This window comes from Gordonia sp. OPL2 (genome assembly GCF_003797825.1).
Taxonomy (GTDB): Bacteria; Actinomycetota; Actinomycetes; order Mycobacteriales; family Mycobacteriaceae; genus Gordonia.
Window position 1 is genome coordinate 1 of the sequence record NZ_RKME01000036.1, and the last position, 14,261, is coordinate 14,261.

Sequence of the window (14,261 nt, forward strand, 5' to 3'; positions counted from 1 at the left end):
GAGACAGGGCAGGGGGCAGATCACTCCGCGGGTGCGTCGTCGAGCCACCACCCGCGCACCATGCCGGGCGGGCGGCCGGGCTCGATGTAGTGCTCGGTGCCGAACGCGAACGGGAATGCCTCGACGGGGATCTCGAGGATCTGCCGGACGTCGGTCTGGCTGGCGTGGCAGGCGAGCGCCTCGCGTTTGGTCATCACGTCGTCGCCCAGGTCGACGGCCCAGTGCAATTCGGCCTCCGGTGTACCGATCGGATTGCCGTCGTCGCCGTTGGTGTCCGGGTCGTAACCCTCCATGCCCATCTCGGTCATGGCCACGAACAGCTGCCGCATCAGATCACGGTTCATGGTGACCTCCAGGTACCGCGGTCGGCGGGCCGCGATGTCGACCGCGGCGAGGGTCGTCCGGTGCAACATGATGTGATCCGGGTGGCCGTATCCGCCATGCCAGTCGTAGCCGACGACGACGTCGGCGTCCTCCTCGTCGAACAGATCGGCCAGTCGGCGGGCCGCCTCGTCGGAATCGGCGCGCGAGAAGATGCCGTCGGCGTGGTTGCGGGCCCACCCCGTCATCCCGGAGTCCGAGTAGCCCAGCCAGGCCACGCGCGCCGTCCCGGTGATCAGCGCGGAGGCCTCGGCCTCTGCGCGCCGTCGACTCGCGACCGTCTCGCCGGGCGCCAGATCGTCGGGCACGTCGCCCGGGTCACCGTCGGTGCAGTAGACGACGACCACCCGGTGCCCTTCGCGCGATGCGCGGATCATGCTGCCCGCCGTGCCCGTCCCCTCGTCGTCCGGATGGGCATGGACGAAAACGATTGTGCTCACGCCGTCGATCATGTCATCGGTCGCGGAGTCGACGCTCCTCGTGGCCGTGAATGTTCCCGGAGTCCGCCACCGAAACGATCGGCCACATGAACGATCCCGTGACCGCGACGGGATCGCTACCGTCATCCGCAGATGACCGGCGACGGACCGGTCTCCGGGGCGGCTCACATCGAAAGTGATTCCGCCACGACGATTTCCGGCTGACAGGTGGTGCTCGATGACTCGTCGTGCAGTTCTGGCCCTCTGTGTTCTCGCGGGTCTGCTGTTCTCCGGCGCGCCGACGATCGCGGCGGTCGCCGACGCCGCGCCGTCCTCGTCGTGTGCGGCGCAGGCGCGCTCCATCCAGGCCAGGATCCAGGCGCACAACGCCAAGCCCCACGTGTTCCGGGTGCCGCAGCAGCAGGCGCAGGCGAATGCGTACAACGCGGAGGCGGCGGCCTTGCGTGCCGAGCAAGCCCAGTGGAGGGCGCGCTGTCGGGCGGTCGCTCCACCGCCGCAGCGACCGGCGTTGCCGCCGGCGGCCCCGAAACAGATCACCGGATACACCGACCACGGCCAGCAGAACCGGCTGAACCGCAACGGACACGGCGTCAACGACGCTGCACTCCGCGATGCCGTCCACCATCCGACCCGAGTGGTCCGGCAATCCGGGCAGTACGGCACGACGTTCCGCTACGAGGGCCGCAACGCGACGGTGGTGCTGAACGGTCAGGGCAAGGTCGTGACATGCTGGCCCCGTAACCGGGCGGGATGGAGGCACTGATGAGATTCCTGGACCCTTTCACCGACGAGCAACGGACGCGCATCCGCGCGAGCGTGCTGGCACATGCCGGTGCAGATGCGGCTGATGACCTCGAGACGCGATCCGACCCCGATCAGGCGTACGCGGAACGCATCATCGACCTTCTCGGGAACGACGTCACGGTGCGTCCGGACGGTACGCCGGAGGGCGCCGCCGACGACGTGATCGCCACGATCGAGGCGATCACCGAGCACTGGACCTGAACACCACCAGCCCCATGCCGACGAGCACCAGCACACCGACATAGCTCGCCACACCCACCCATCCGAGCGATGAGAAGGCCAGTCCGCCAAGCGCTCCCACGACGGAGCTGCCGAGATAGTAGTGGAGAAGGTAGAGCGACGACGCCTCCGCGCGATGATCCGTCGCACGAGCCGAGACCCAGCCACTGGCCACGGAGTGGGCCGCGAAGAAGCCGGCGGTGAACAGGAACATGCCGACGAGAACCGTCGGCAACCAGTCCGGAACGGTCAGCCCGAGGCCGGCGAGCATGATCAGCACCGCCGCGACGAGCACGCCCCGTCGGCCCATCCGGTCGGCGAGCCGACCAGCGTACGTCGCGGAGAATGTGCCGGCGAGGTACATGAGGAAGACGGTGGCGACGACGGCCTCGCTGAGGTCGAACGGATGCTGCAGGAGGCGGTAGCCGAGGAAGTTGTAGACGGTGACGAACCCGCCCATGAGCACGAACGCGATGATGAACAGCGGCAGCAACGCAGGATCGCGCAGGTGATTCCGGAGATTGCGGAGCGTCGTCGCCGGCGACACGTGCTGGGGTGTGAAGAACCTCGACGGTGGCACCGTCCGCCAGAACACGAGAGCGAACCCGAGGGAGACCAGGCACGCGATCTCCAGGGCCCATTGCCAGGACACCAGATCGACGGCGAATCCTGGGATCAGACGTCCGGTCAGACCGCCGATCGTCGTGCCTGCGACGTATCGGCCCATCGCGGTGCCGAGTGAGCGTCCGTCGACCTCCTCGGCGAGATAGGCCATCGCCACCGCGGGGACACCGGCACAGAGAACGCCCTGCAGCGCCCGTCCGGCGAGCATCACCTCGATCGTCGGTGCCCAGGGCAGCAGGATGCCGACGACGGACGCGGCGACCGCGGAGATCACCATCACGCGTACACGCCCGAACCGTTCGGAGAGGACGCTCGCCGGGATGATCGCGACTGCCAGGAAACCGGTCGTCAACGACACCGCGAGCGCGGACGTCGTCGGCGAGATGCCGAAATGGTCGGAGAGCTGCGGCAACAACGCCTGCACGTAATACAGCGCCATGAAGGTCGTCATGCCTGCGGCGAACAGGGCGATCGTGGCGCGCCGATACCCGGCCGAACCTGGGAGGTGGCGTGCCGCGGGGGTGGGGGTGGCCGTCGTCGTCATCGTGATCCAGCGTCACACCCGAGCGCTGTTGCTCAAAATGAATCGTTGCGGGACTGCTCATTCAAATCTGTATAACAGCAGCTAGACTAGCATGCGTGCATCACGAACTCGACTGGTTCATCGCCATCGCGGAGGCGGAGAACCTGACCGCGGCGGGCGAGCAGGTGCGGGTGTCGCAACCGACGCTGTCCCGGTTCGTCGGACGTCTGGAGGTCGATCTCGGGGTCGAGCTCTTCGACCGGCGCGGACGCAGGCTGGTGCTCAACCGATTCGGACAGGTCTACCTCGAGCGTGCTCGCCGTGCCCGCGTACAACTCGATACGGCCCGCCGTGAGATCGAGGAGTTGCGCCGCCCGACTCGGGGCGCGGTGCGGCTCGCGTTCCTCCACTCGTTCGGGGTGCTGCTCGTGCCGGATCTCATCCGCGGATTCCGGGACGCGAACCCCGGTGCGCGGTTCACGCTCACCCAGGATGCGGCGGCAACGGTCGTCGATCACGTGGTCAACGGGGACGCGGATCTTGCGATCGTCTCACCGCGGCCCATGCGGACCGACATGGCGTGGCACCCGATCGCCGAACAGACTCTCGCCCTGGTGGTTCCGCGGAGTCATCGTTTCGCCGGCCGTGTCACCATCGGTCTCGCCGAGGCGGCCGACGAGGAGTTCATCGTCATGGAACGAGGCTTCGGCATGCGGAGGATCTTCGACGAACTGTGTGCCGCCGCCGACATCGCGCCGACCATCACGTTCGAATCGGCGGAACTGGCCACCATCACCGGACTCGTCGGGGCGGGCCTCGGCATCGGGGTGGTACCCGTCGACGACCCGGGCCCGCGCCGCGGCGTCGCTCCCGATGTCGCCCTGATTCCGCTGTCCGGCGAATCCCGGGAGATCGGGCTCACCTGGTTCCGACCCCGTCCGTTGCCCGAGGCCTCGGAACGGTTCAGGGAGTTCGTGGTGCGGAGAAGTGCCACGCCGTAAGCGAATTCACTTACGCAATCGGAGGATTCGCCATCCTGAGTTCTACGCGAAAAGGGTGGATACGCGCGTACTCACTTGTTAGCGTGCGGAAGCTGTGTCCGAGAACGAACTCCTACAACGATGTCTTGGAGGCAAGAACCGAATGCGACGAAATCTGACACGCGCAATTGTCGGCGGAATGGCATTGGGAGCTGCGACATTCGCTCTTCCGGGAGTTGCGACCGCGGCACCGACGGCGAGCTTCTCCTGCGCGGAGACGGCGACACCCACCAGCCCGAACGGGTGGGGAAACTCGTTTGGTGACGAGCGTGGGCAAGCAGGGAAGATTACGGCTACGAATGTTCAGGACCAAGACGGTTCACTCGAGTTCGTGACGTCTCCGACGACCCCGCGGCAGGCCTCGTATCATCCCGCCGGGAAGACACCGTTGGCGGATGTCGTGAACAAGCCGTTCACCTTCGAGAAGTCCGAAGGAAACGCGAATTGGCAGATCCGCGTGACCGGTGCCAACACCGGATCAGGAGACGGATTCGCGACGCTCGTCTGGTCCGCGCCTGACAAGGCAGGGAAGACGGCCGACGCGGCGTCGTCGGATCAATGGTGGGCCACCCGCGACCTGCCCGGTATCACCAAGGGCCAGAACGCGACGCTCGCGCAGCTCGTCACCGCTGCCAACAGCGAAGGCAAGACGACCGTCGTGGACGACTACGGCATCTCCAGCCAGCCGAATTCAGGCAATGGCAAGGTGAACGTCGACAACGTCAGCTTCAACGGCTGCACGACGAACTTCGCCGCGACCGGTGCGGGTGGCGCCTTCGGTTCACTGGAGTCGCTCATTCCCTGAGGTCATCGACCTGATCCAGACGTAGCGGGAATCGTCTCTATACGACGATTCCCGCTACGTTTGTGTGCGCGGAGCGCGGCCGACGTCACCGATCGATCCCACTCGGTAGCATCCGAACATGCCCATCACACTCGAGAACGTCGGTATCGCGGTCCGTGACCTCGACGAGGCGATCGCCTTCTTCACCGACCTCGGTCTGACGGTCCTCGGGCGCGACACTGTGAGCGGTGAGTGGACCGACACGGCCGTCGGTCTCGACGGCAACCACGCGAAGATCGCGATGCTCCAGACCCCCGACGGTGGCGGCCGGCTCGAGCTCTTCGAGTACATCCATCCGTCGGCGATCGAGTCGGAGCCCATGCGCCCCAACGTGATCGGCATGCACCGGGTGGCGTTCAAGGTCGACGACATAGACGCTGCGCTCGAGATCGCGGCACGGCACGGCTGCCATCCGCTCCGTGGGGTGGCGACGTATGAGGACGTCTACAAGCTCAGCTACATCCGCGGGCCGAGCGGCATCATCGTGATGCTCGCCGAGGAGCTGACGACGGGCGATCCCGCGTCCGCGTGACGCCGGAGAGCGTGGGGCCTTCGTCATCGACGGCCTCTTCGCGGCGCGCGTGGCGGATCGATGTGTACGATGCCGCATCAGATATTCACTATGGACAATGGGGAGGGCGTTCGCGGTGGTGAAAGTGGAACGTGTGGAGATCATCGACGACGTCGACGGGAAGGTCATCGATCCTGATGACCTCAACCGGGTCGAGATCGAGGTCAAGTTGCCCGGGCGGAAGGCCGCGCGCTATCGCCTCGACCTGCGCACGACCAATGTCGCGCGGCTGGAGAAAGACCTGGCCAAGTACATTCGAAACGCTGATCAGGTCAGGACGAGCGGGGGAGCCGGGACGAACGCCGCACCGGCTCCGAACTCGGTGAAGCAGGCGCACAACCGTGCGGTGCGCGAATGGGCGCGGGAGAACGGCTACGACGTGTCGTCGCGCGGACGGCTCCCGGTCGACGTCATCGAGGCGTTCGACAACGCGCACTGAGCGGTGAAAGCACGATTCCCCGCCCGGGAGGTGGGCGGGGAATCGTTCGGGGGTGCTCGTATTCGGTTGTGGTCACGATTCGTTTCGAGGAAGTCTCCTTTCGTCGGTCCGCTCTTTGACTTCGCGTTCTCTGACGCGGGTTCTACGGCGCCGGGTCCTCGACGACGCGGAGGTGGCGCTCACCACTGATCGAAGCCGACGTTGACGTTCGGGTAGCGGCTGCTGATCGTGTTGTTCATCCAGTACTGCTGCGAGTGCGGGCCCCAGATCCCGCTCATCGCCGTGTTCACGTTGCCCTTCATGTTCTCGATCTCGTAGTTGGCGGTCGGCCCGGCGGCACCGATCTTGTACTGCGCGTTGACGGTCAGGTAGTTCGAGAACGGCGCGACGGCGGTGATCGTTTCGCTGGCCCCGGGGTACAGGACGCGCTGCGGTGCATTGACCCACTGCCCGGACTGTCCCGCGGTCGAGCCGATCAGGTATTCGGGCTTGTCGGTGTGGTTGGTGATCGTCATCGCGATGGTCGGTTCGCCGGGGCGGGTGACCGGCAGGGTGCCGGCGTTGGCGACGCCGGTCCCGATCAGGCCGATCCCGACGACGGCGGCGACGGCGGCGACTCCGGCGGTGGCGGCTGCGATGCGGCGGGTGGTGATGTTCATGAGCGGGTCTCCTCGAGTGGGGTGCCGGGGCGCTGATCGTTCCGGCGACACCCATGACTCTGCTCGGTGGGCGGCGATCCCGGACTCCGCCGACCAGGCGATCAGCCGGTTGACCGGGATGTCCACCGATCGGTGGACACGGTCGGGTTGACTGGGGTCATGACCGAGACACCGATGGACACGATCACCGTCGACGCCCCGGCGGGGACGATCGTCGGCCGACGCGACGGCGACGTCATCCGGGCGACCGGCATCCGGTACGCCCGGGCCGCCCGCTTCGCGGTGCCGACCGCGGAACCGCCGTCGTCGGAGACCATCGACGCGACCGAATGGTCGCCGGCAGCCCCGCAGAATGTCACCGACGATCTGCTGCGGGGCCGATTCGGACCGGCCGCCTTCGGCGACCTCCGCGAGGACGAGGACTGTCTCCGGGTGTCGGTGACGCTGCCTGCCGACCGGACGCCTGACGAGACCCTCCCGGTGATGGTGTGGATTCACGGTGGGTCCTATGTGCTGGGCGCCGCCGATGCGCCCTGCCACGATCCGGCCCGGCTGGTCGCCGAGCAGCGGGTCATCGTCGTGGGGGTCACCTACCGGCTGGGCCTGCTCGGCTTCGTCGGCGACGGCATCGATCGACCAGCGAATCTGGGACTGCTGGACATGATCGAGGCCCTGCGCTGGGTTGCGCGCAACATCGGCGCCTTCGGTGGCGACCCGGCCGGTGTCACCGTGTTCGGGGAGTCGGCCGGCGCGGACGCGGCCGCCCATCTGATGATCGCCGACGGCACCACCGGTCTGTTCCGGCGCGTCATCTTGCAGAGCGCACCGCTGGGATTGGCCTCGCGACGCGCGGGGATGTACGACGCGATGGTCGCGGCCACCAGGGACCTCGACGCCGACACCCCCATCGACGACGTGCTCCGCGCACAGCGCAGGCTCGCCCGCGGCGGCGAACTGCTGGTGCGGCACGGGCTCCGCGCGACGATGGCGTTCGGCACGCAGTACGGTCATGCCCCACTTCCGCCGGAAGAGGACATCGACGCTGCGTGGGCGCACGCCGCGGCCCGTATCGAGGTCCTCATCGGATGGAACGAGCGCGAAGCCGCCTTCTTCACCTCCGCCGTCCCCGGCCTCGCCGCTCTGCCTCGGGTGCCGGTCGTCGGAAACCGGTTGTACGAGTTCATCAGTGGACGTATCACGCGCGCCGTCTACGCGAACGCCGGCGCCCACTTCCTGCGTCGGCACCGCCGCGCGGGCGGACATGCGACGGGCTACATCCTCGAATGGGGGGTGCCCGGCCATCCACTGCGGGCGAGCCATACCGTCGACATCCCGTTGCTCTTCGGCGATCGCCGGACCTGGCACGAAGCGCCGATCCTGGTGGGGCACAGCTGGTCCGCCGTCGAGAAGAACGGACGCCGCCTGCGGCAGATCTGGGCCGACGTCGCGAGGGACGGGGTGTCGGCGCCGGAGGATGTGCGCGGACTGATCCGGTTCGACCGACCGTGACCCGTCGCGCCGACCACCCGTCTGCGGCGCTCAGCTCACCTTGACCAGGTCATCGGGCCGCCATGTCTGGTCGTAGAAGGCCACCTCGGTGCCGTACAGCCGAAACGCCACGAGAAAGTCCCTTCCCGGAACGGTTTTGACGAACGCGGAGTCCGCGACGCCGTCCGGCTGCTGCGGTCCGAAGAAGATGTCGATCGATCCGTCCTGATTGGTCGGGATGTCGTAGTAGCCGTTGGTGGAGGGAAGGAGCTGATCGGTCTCGGGCATGGTTCCGTCGGTCACGTTGTATGCGGTGGTGGCCCAGAACAGGCCGGCGGGCACATTCGGCGGGAGGTGTAGTCGGTAGGTATTGCTGCCGCGCAGGATGTCGCCGTCGGCGTCACGGTAGGTGAACGGGTACTTCGACCCTGCTCCGGTCGAGTGGATGTTCATCGCGGGCGCCGACGAGTACGCGTACTGGAAAAAGCGTGCCCGCGTGTTGATGTCGAGGTAGCTCTCCTGCATCCACTCGGCGGTGCCGCCCGCCCACGCGACCTGCCACTGACGGTCGTCGTAATAGTAGTTGCGGTCGTCGTCCCTTCCGAGCTGGGCGAGCGCGAGGATCATCCGCGGTGCATCGGTCACGGCACGGTCGAGTTGTGTCCGCTGCCAGTCGGCCAGCTCGAACGGGTGTCCCTTGATGATCCCGATCGAGGCGAGTACCCCGCGGAGTTCCGGGTCGATCGCGGAGACCGGCTCGTGGTCGACGAACTTCTTCAGAGTTGTCCAATACGAGAAATCGGTGGGGTACATCATGTTCAGGCGTTGACCGCTGGCGTTGGGGAACTCCATGGCGGGCACGTCCTTCTCCGGTGTCCAGAGCGGGAAGACCCGGGTGCGTTCGGCGATCGCGACCCCGGCCGCGGGGTCCGGTCGGCCGTCCCCCTGACCCATCACCGTGCGGAAGAACAAGAAGACGTTGTAGGTCGACGATGTGACGGTGTAATAGCCGCCGGGCACGTGGCCGTCGTAGTTGGGCGGCAGGAGAAGGTACAGGCCACCCCGCGCCCGATCCGGACCGATCGCACCGACATCGGTGAGGGTGCGCTGGAAGAAGTCGGTGAACATGCCGATGACGTTCGGCGGAGCGTCGACGACGAGGGGACCGGTCTCCTTGAGATCCAGGTAGCTCATCGCGTAGATGACGTCGGCGTTCGGGGTGGGAATCCAGGTGCGGCTGTCCATCCGGTCCTTCCAGATGGGCAGGACGTGATACCCGCGACCGAACACCTTCTCCGACCCGTCGCGCATGCCGATCACGTTGAGGGCCGGCTGCATCGTCATGTATGCGTGGATCGCGCGCTGATAGTACAACTCGGCCCGCAGACCTTCGGCTTCGTCCTGTGCCAACCAGTTCCCGCCATTGATCTGGCGAACCAGCGGTGGTACCGATTCCGGCCCGACGTTCTGGTTGGTCGTCTTCTCAGACATGGCAAAGCCTTTCACGTGTGGCGGTTCGGTCGGAGCTGGGACACCCGGCAGCGAGACCGAGTCCACCGCGGCGGCGGGTCCCACTGAGATGGTAGTCATCGGGACTCGGATCGCGGCTGGATGCGTCGACCAACGTCGCGACGAAACCTTGTGTCGCGGCCACGAGCGACAGGGGACTGAGCTCTCTAGAGTTCGCGCCATGAGTACCACAGCAGTCATCACCGGAGCCGGTCGTGGGATCGGGCTCGCCGTCGCCCACCGACTCGCCGATGCCGGACATCGTGTCATCGTCACCGACATCGACGGCGACGCGGCCGAGCGTGCCGCCGCCGAGATCGGTCGCGGCGCGGTCGGTTTCGCCCATGACGTCCGCGACATCGCGGCTCACCGCAAGATCGCCGAAGAAGCCACTGCTCGTGGTGAACTGCGTGTGTGGGTCAACAACGCCGGAGTGCTGTACGCCGGCGACGCCTGGACCCATTCCGACGAAGAGATCGCCACCATCCTCGAGGTCAACGTCCGGGGTGTCATGGCGGGATCCGCGGCAGCGGTCGCGGCCATGGGTGCGGGCGGCGGCGTGATCCTCAACATCTCATCCATTTCCGCACTCACCCCGGTGCCGGGACTCGCGCTCTATGCGGCGACCAAGGCTGCGGTGCTGTCGTACACCACGTCGCTGCAGGGCGATCTCGCCCATGCGGGCCGTCCGATCCGGGCCAGGGCGTTGTGCCCGGACGTCGTCGGCACCCGGATGGTCACCTCGCACGCGACGGATCCGGGTGCCGCCATGTTGTTCTCCGGCCCGAAGCCGCTCGACGAGGACAACGTCGCCCGGGCCGCGATGGCCCTGATCGAGAGTCGCCAGATCTTCCGGGTGCTCCCCCGGTGGCGCGGGATCCTGGTGCGCGGGATCGACGTCGCGCCCAGCATCGGGCTGCCTGCGCTGAAGGTTATGCGGATGCTGGGCGACCGCCGTCAGGCGCGTGCCTGACGGGTGGACCGGGGAAGGACGGCCCGGCCCAGCCAGTGGCATGCCGTCAGCGCGAGTTCGAGGGTGAGTCGGTCGTCGTCGAGCGGTCTGCCGCGCGCGTCGATCGCCTTGTCGACGCGATATTTCACCGTGTTCTTGTGGAGGTGGACCACTTCGGCCGCCGCGACGTAGCTGCTCCCGGCCTGTAGGAACGCCAGGAGTGTCGCTCGCAGCAACGCCATGTTCTCGTCGTCGACGGCCAGTCCACCGAGCGAGAACGCGACGAGATCCTTCGTCGCGTCGAGGTCGCGTGCGAGGATCGAGCACAGCTGGACGCCGGCGTCGTCGAAGTCGGTGACCTGGCGGTCACCGGCGATCGAGGCGACGACGTGAGCGCGCTGAGCCTCCTGATGGCTCATCCGGAAGCCGTCGGTCGCCGCGTGCGGTCGACCGAGAGCGACACGGACGGATGAGCCTGCCGCGGCGGCCAGGTCGTCGATCACCCGCCGATCGATGCGGTGCCCTTCTCGGCTGCGCCCCAGGGGAATCCAGCACCATGCGAGGCCGCGGTCCTGCGGCAGGAACAGTGCGGGCCCGTCGGCGGCGACGGCGTCGCCGATCGCGGCGACGAGCGACTCCATCCGACGTAGTTCGCTCGGCACACCGTGGTCATCGGATGTCGAGATCACCACACCGAGGTGGTGCTGGCGCAGGCGGTAACCCAGGGCCGACTCGGCAGTACCCAGATCGTGGTCCCGGCCGGACAGGATGGTGGTGAGCATCGCGGTGCGGACCGTGTTGCGGTTGGCGAGCCAACGCTCACGCTCGGCCTCGTATTCGGCGACGACCTGCTCGGCAACCCGGTCGACGTAGGCGAAGGTGGTCGTGCGAAAGATCTGGGACGCGGCGAACGCGACCTCCCGATCGGGTTCGGTGGCGGCGACCTGGTCGACAACCCAGTCGAGGACCCGATTCTGTCCGATGCGGTATGCGCGTAGCAGTGCGTTCGCGGAGATGGCGCGCTGTGCCAGTCGATGTGCGTACTCGGTCGCGGCCGACGGTGGACGCACGTCCTCGATGCGGATGTCGTGTTGGGCGACGTGAAGGAACGTTTCGACGTTGCTCTCCGTGCTTGCCCGCAGCAACTCGAGGATGACGTCATCGCCACGCAACTCGGGTATCGCATCGGCGATCTCGGTGTGCAGGGTACGGCCCAGATTCGGCAACTCGGCCCCCATCGTCTTGGCCACCTCGGCGACTCGTGCCGCTGCCCGCCGGCGCAGCTCCACACCCGCGTCACCGCTCATCGGTCACTCCTTCGATTCGACGGTTTGTACTCCGAAACCAAGAGCATGCTGCCACCTATGGTGGCGGCCGCCGGAAGTGTGGCGCCGATGTGAACCATGCCACAACGAACGGGAGAAAGTTCGTGTCCTGAGAACAATCCTTCGCCGGTGTGCGCTCTCTACGCTCATCGCAGCTCACACCCCTCAAGCGAAGGAAGAACCCATGGCACCCGATCTCTCTGGGAAGACCGCGATCGTCACCGGAGCAGCGCACGGCATCGGACTGGAGATCGCCCGCCAACTGTCGTCGGCCGGCGCCAATGTCGTCGTCTCCGACATCGACGAGGCCGCGGCGAAGGACGCGGCGGGACAACTGCAGAACGCCACCGCGATCGCGTGCGACGTCCGCGACGAAGAGCAGATGAAGAGTCTCGTCGAGGCGACTGTTGCGACGTACGGCGGGCTGCAGGTGATGATCCCGAACGCCGGCATCGCATCGGTGGCGCCCATCGTGGAGATGGATCTCGCCGCGTGGCGGAAGGTCACCTCGATCAATCTCGACGGAGTCTTCCTCTCCATCCGCCATGCCGCGCCCGCCATCATCGCCAGCGGTGGTGGCAGCATCGTCACGATCGGCTCGGTGACCGCTCTCGCCGGGACGCCGCTGGTGTCCTCGTACGCAGCCGCCAAGGCCGGCGTCGTCAACCTCACCAAGACCGCCGCCATCGAGCTGCGCGCGCACGGGGTTCGGGTGAACGCGGTTCTGCCGGGATTCGTCGCGACCCAGCTCGTGACCGATCAGGTACAGGGCTTCGAGGCGGCGCTCGGACTCCCGGCGGGTGGGTTCGACGGTCTCATCGAGCAGAAGCAGGGCCGCTACGGAACGGTCGAGGAGATCGCGAAGTCGGTGCTGTTCCTGTCCGGCGACGATTCGTCGTTCTGCTCGGGTTCCGGTCTCGTTCTCGACGGCGGCCTCGACGCCGGACTGTTCTGAGGGCCCGCACCATGGACATGACGTATCTTCCCTGGCACCAACCGGATTCACGCGCGAACCGACCGTGCGTGGGTGATGAGCGGATCACCTTGACCTACGGCGAGTTCGGCACCAGGGTCGACGGTGCCGCAGAACAGTTCGCCGATCACGGCGTCGGCCCGGGATCGGTCGTCGCGGTGATGTTGACCAACCGCGTGGAGCTGCTCGTCTGCCTTGCCGCCGCGTGGCGTGTCGGTGCCGCCGTGACACCGATCAACCCGGTGTTCACTGCGTCCGAGGCCGAGTATCAGATATCCGATGCCGATGCCCGACTGGTTGTACGGGCATCCCCGGAAGCGCCCGACGGTGGGCGGCGCAGCCTGCTCGTGGACGACCTGCGTCGCGCACCGATCCGGCATCTGGCGCCCCCCGTCACCACCGCAGGCGATCTCGCGTTGCTCGTCTACACGAGTGGATCGACCGGGCGGCCGAAGGGAGTCGAGCTCGACCACGGCAACATCGCGGCGATGGCCGGCTCGATGGTCGAGGCCTTGCGCCTGACCGCCGACGACCACTGCCTGCTGGTACTGCCGCTGTTCCACGTCAACGCGATCTGTGTCAGTTACCTGGCGACGATGATCGCCGGCGGCCGGCTCACTGTGCTCGCCCGGTTCCAGCCCGTCGACTTCCTCCGGGCGATCGAGCGTCACCGGCCGACGTTCTTCTCCGCGGTCCCGACAATCTACGCCCACCTGGTGTCGCTTCCCGCCGAGGTCTCGGCCGACACCTCGTCGGTTCGGTTCGCGATCTGTGGCGCGGCGCCCGCGTCGCGCGAACTGCTCCGGGCGACCGAAGAGCGTTTCGGGTTCCCGTTGGTCGAAGGTTATGGACTCACCGAGGGAACGTGCGCGTCGACCGCGAACCCGGTCGACGGACCACGCAGGTTCGGCACGGTCGGGGTGGCGCTGCCCGGACAGGTGGTGGCCATCATGGGCGGCGACGGCGCACTGCTGCCCGCCGGTGAGCGCGGTGAGGTGGTCATCAAGGGCCCCAACGTGATGCGGGGCTATCGTCGGCGTCCGGAGGAGACCGCCGACGCACTGGGCGACGGCTGGTTGCACACCGGTGACGTCGGAATCCTCGACGAGGACGGCTACCTCCGTCTCGTCGACCGGATCAAGGACATCGTCATCCGCGGAGGCGAGAACGTCTACCCCAAGGAGATCGAGGCCGTCCTGCACGGCCATCCGGGGGTCCTCGAGGCGGCCGTCGTCGGAGCGCCGCACGCGGTGTACGGCGAGGTGCCCGTCGCCTACGTCGCGCTCCATCCCGAACGAACGGCCACGGAAGACGAACTCCGCGGCGTGTGCACCGCACACCTGACCAAGATCAAGATCCCGGTCTCGATCACCATCGTGGGCGCGCTGCCCAAGAACCCGGTCGGCAAGATCGACAAGCCCGCCCTGCGCGCACAGCTCGTCGCCGACCCTGCACCACAAGGAGTCTGAG

15 protein-coding genes are annotated in these 14,261 nt (G+C 67.0%); 10 read left to right on the top strand and 5 right to left on the bottom strand.

The window, feature by feature from the left end:
• Nucleotides 1-20: 20 nt before the first annotated feature.
• On the bottom strand, nucleotides 21-821 hold the full coding sequence (locus EEB19_RS23525; RefSeq protein WP_262365876.1) for a PIG-L deacetylase family protein: 801 nt from the start codon (nucleotides 819-821) through the stop codon (nucleotides 21-23).
• Nucleotides 822-1,038: 217 nt separating this feature from the next.
• On the opposite strand from EEB19_RS23525, the gene EEB19_RS23530 reads away from it, so the two are divergent.
• The gene (locus EEB19_RS23530; RefSeq protein WP_187589750.1) at nucleotides 1,039-1,584 is read left to right on the top strand and encodes a hypothetical protein; all 546 of its coding nucleotides are present in this window, start codon (nucleotides 1,039-1,041) and stop codon (nucleotides 1,582-1,584) included.
• Nucleotides 1,584-1,826: a hypothetical protein gene (locus EEB19_RS23535; protein WP_187589751.1), complete on the top strand. Its 243-nt coding sequence runs from the start codon at nucleotides 1,584-1,586 to the stop codon at nucleotides 1,824-1,826. Before EEB19_RS23530 ends, EEB19_RS23535 begins: the two co-directional genes overlap by 1 nt.
• Here EEB19_RS23535 and EEB19_RS23540 read toward each other — a convergent pair.
• Nucleotides 1,807-3,012: an MFS transporter gene (locus EEB19_RS23540; RefSeq protein ID WP_187589752.1), complete on the bottom strand. Its 1,206-nt coding sequence runs from the start codon at nucleotides 3,010-3,012 to the stop codon at nucleotides 1,807-1,809. The two genes, EEB19_RS23535 and EEB19_RS23540, sit on opposite strands and share 20 nt — an antisense overlap.
• A gap of 95 nt (nucleotides 3,013-3,107) precedes the next feature.
• Between EEB19_RS23540 and EEB19_RS23545 the strand changes: the two genes are divergently transcribed.
• The 4 genes from EEB19_RS23545 (at nucleotide 3,108) to EEB19_RS23560 (ending at nucleotide 5,885) form a co-directional block, all read left to right on the top strand.
• Nucleotides 3,108-3,992, top strand: coding sequence for a LysR family transcriptional regulator (locus EEB19_RS23545; protein WP_187589753.1), 885 nt, complete (start codon nucleotides 3,108-3,110; stop codon nucleotides 3,990-3,992).
• Nucleotides 3,993-4,362: 370 nt separating this feature from the next.
• Nucleotides 4,363-4,836 (top strand): hypothetical protein, encoded by a 474-nt coding sequence (locus EEB19_RS23550; protein WP_316245484.1) that lies wholly within the window; start codon nucleotides 4,363-4,365, stop codon nucleotides 4,834-4,836.
• Between the two features lie 118 nt (nucleotides 4,837-4,954).
• Nucleotides 4,955-5,407, top strand: coding sequence for a VOC family protein (locus EEB19_RS23555; protein WP_187589755.1), 453 nt, complete (start codon nucleotides 4,955-4,957; stop codon nucleotides 5,405-5,407).
• Between the two features lie 97 nt (nucleotides 5,408-5,504).
• Complete coding sequence (locus EEB19_RS23560) at nucleotides 5,505-5,885, top strand: Lsr2 family protein (RefSeq protein WP_187589756.1); 381 nt, start codon at nucleotides 5,505-5,507, stop codon at nucleotides 5,883-5,885.
• A gap of 179 nt (nucleotides 5,886-6,064) precedes the next feature.
• Here the strand turns inward: EEB19_RS23560 and EEB19_RS23565 are convergent, their stop codons facing one another.
• Nucleotides 6,065-6,544, bottom strand: coding sequence for a hypothetical protein (locus tag EEB19_RS23565; RefSeq protein WP_187589757.1), 480 nt, complete (start codon nucleotides 6,542-6,544; stop codon nucleotides 6,065-6,067).
• A 159-nt stretch (nucleotides 6,545-6,703) separates the two neighbouring features.
• Here EEB19_RS23565 and EEB19_RS23570 point away from each other — a divergent pair, with 159 nt between their 5' ends.
• Nucleotides 6,704-8,053: a carboxylesterase family protein gene (locus tag EEB19_RS23570; RefSeq protein WP_187589758.1), complete on the top strand. Its 1,350-nt coding sequence runs from the start codon at nucleotides 6,704-6,706 to the stop codon at nucleotides 8,051-8,053.
• Between the two features lie 30 nt (nucleotides 8,054-8,083).
• Here the strand turns inward: EEB19_RS23570 and EEB19_RS23575 are convergent, their stop codons facing one another.
• Complete coding sequence (locus tag EEB19_RS23575; protein ID WP_187589759.1) at nucleotides 8,084-9,523, bottom strand: DUF1254 domain-containing protein; 1,440 nt, start codon at nucleotides 9,521-9,523, stop codon at nucleotides 8,084-8,086.
• Between the two features lie 199 nt (nucleotides 9,524-9,722).
• Here EEB19_RS23575 and EEB19_RS23580 point away from each other — a divergent pair, with 199 nt between their 5' ends.
• Nucleotides 9,723-10,514, top strand: coding sequence for an SDR family oxidoreductase (locus tag EEB19_RS23580; RefSeq protein WP_187589760.1), 792 nt, complete (start codon nucleotides 9,723-9,725; stop codon nucleotides 10,512-10,514).
• On the opposite strand, the gene EEB19_RS23585 is transcribed toward EEB19_RS23580, so the two are convergent.
• Nucleotides 10,499-11,800 (bottom strand): CdaR family transcriptional regulator, encoded by a 1,302-nt coding sequence (locus EEB19_RS23585; protein WP_262365877.1) that lies wholly within the window; start codon nucleotides 11,798-11,800, stop codon nucleotides 10,499-10,501. The two genes, EEB19_RS23580 and EEB19_RS23585, sit on opposite strands and share 16 nt — an antisense overlap.
• Before the next feature lie 202 nt (nucleotides 11,801-12,002).
• On the opposite strand from EEB19_RS23585, the gene EEB19_RS23590 reads away from it, so the two are divergent.
• Both EEB19_RS23590 and EEB19_RS23595 read left to right on the top strand, forming a co-directional pair.
• Nucleotides 12,003-12,773: an SDR family NAD(P)-dependent oxidoreductase gene (locus EEB19_RS23590; protein ID WP_187589761.1), complete on the top strand. Its 771-nt coding sequence runs from the start codon at nucleotides 12,003-12,005 to the stop codon at nucleotides 12,771-12,773.
• Between the two features lie 11 nt (nucleotides 12,774-12,784).
• Nucleotides 12,785-14,260, top strand: a complete 1,476-nt coding sequence (locus EEB19_RS23595; protein WP_187589762.1) for a class I adenylate-forming enzyme family protein — start codon at nucleotides 12,785-12,787, stop codon at nucleotides 14,258-14,260.
• The last annotated feature ends 1 nt before the right edge of the window (nucleotide 14,261 follow it).

What these genes read in the sequence shown, in the direction of transcription:
- EEB19_RS23570 (WP_187589758.1), top strand. Translation starts at nt 6,704, where the DNA reads ATGACCGAGACACCGATGGACACGATCACCGTCGACGCCCCGGCGGGG.
- EEB19_RS23580 (WP_187589760.1), top strand. Translation starts at nt 9,723, where the DNA reads ATGAGTACCACAGCAGTCATCACCGGAGCCGGTCGTGGGATCGGGCTC.
- EEB19_RS23555 (WP_187589755.1), top strand. Translation starts at nt 4,955, where the DNA reads ATGCCCATCACACTCGAGAACGTCGGTATCGCGGTCCGTGACCTCGAC.
- EEB19_RS23595 (WP_187589762.1), top strand. Translation starts at nt 12,785, where the DNA reads ATGGACATGACGTATCTTCCCTGGCACCAACCGGATTCACGCGCGAAC.
- EEB19_RS23540 (WP_187589752.1), bottom strand. Translation starts at nt 3,012, where the DNA reads ATGACGACGACGGCCACCCCCACCCCCGCGGCACGCCACCTCCCAGGT.
- EEB19_RS23575 (WP_187589759.1), bottom strand. Translation starts at nt 9,523, where the DNA reads ATGTCTGAGAAGACGACCAACCAGAACGTCGGGCCGGAATCGGTACCA.
- EEB19_RS23585 (WP_262365877.1), bottom strand. Translation starts at nt 11,800, where the DNA reads ATGAGCGGTGACGCGGGTGTGGAGCTGCGCCGGCGGGCAGCGGCACGA.
- EEB19_RS23535 (WP_187589751.1), top strand. Translation starts at nt 1,584, where the DNA reads ATGAGATTCCTGGACCCTTTCACCGACGAGCAACGGACGCGCATCCGC.
- EEB19_RS23560 (WP_187589756.1), top strand. Translation starts at nt 5,505, where the DNA reads ATGGGGAGGGCGTTCGCGGTGGTGAAAGTGGAACGTGTGGAGATCATC.
- EEB19_RS23590 (WP_187589761.1), top strand. Translation starts at nt 12,003, where the DNA reads ATGGCACCCGATCTCTCTGGGAAGACCGCGATCGTCACCGGAGCAGCG.
- EEB19_RS23565 (WP_187589757.1), bottom strand. Translation starts at nt 6,544, where the DNA reads ATGAACATCACCACCCGCCGCATCGCAGCCGCCACCGCCGGAGTCGCC.
- EEB19_RS23530 (WP_187589750.1), top strand. Translation starts at nt 1,039, where the DNA reads ATGACTCGTCGTGCAGTTCTGGCCCTCTGTGTTCTCGCGGGTCTGCTG.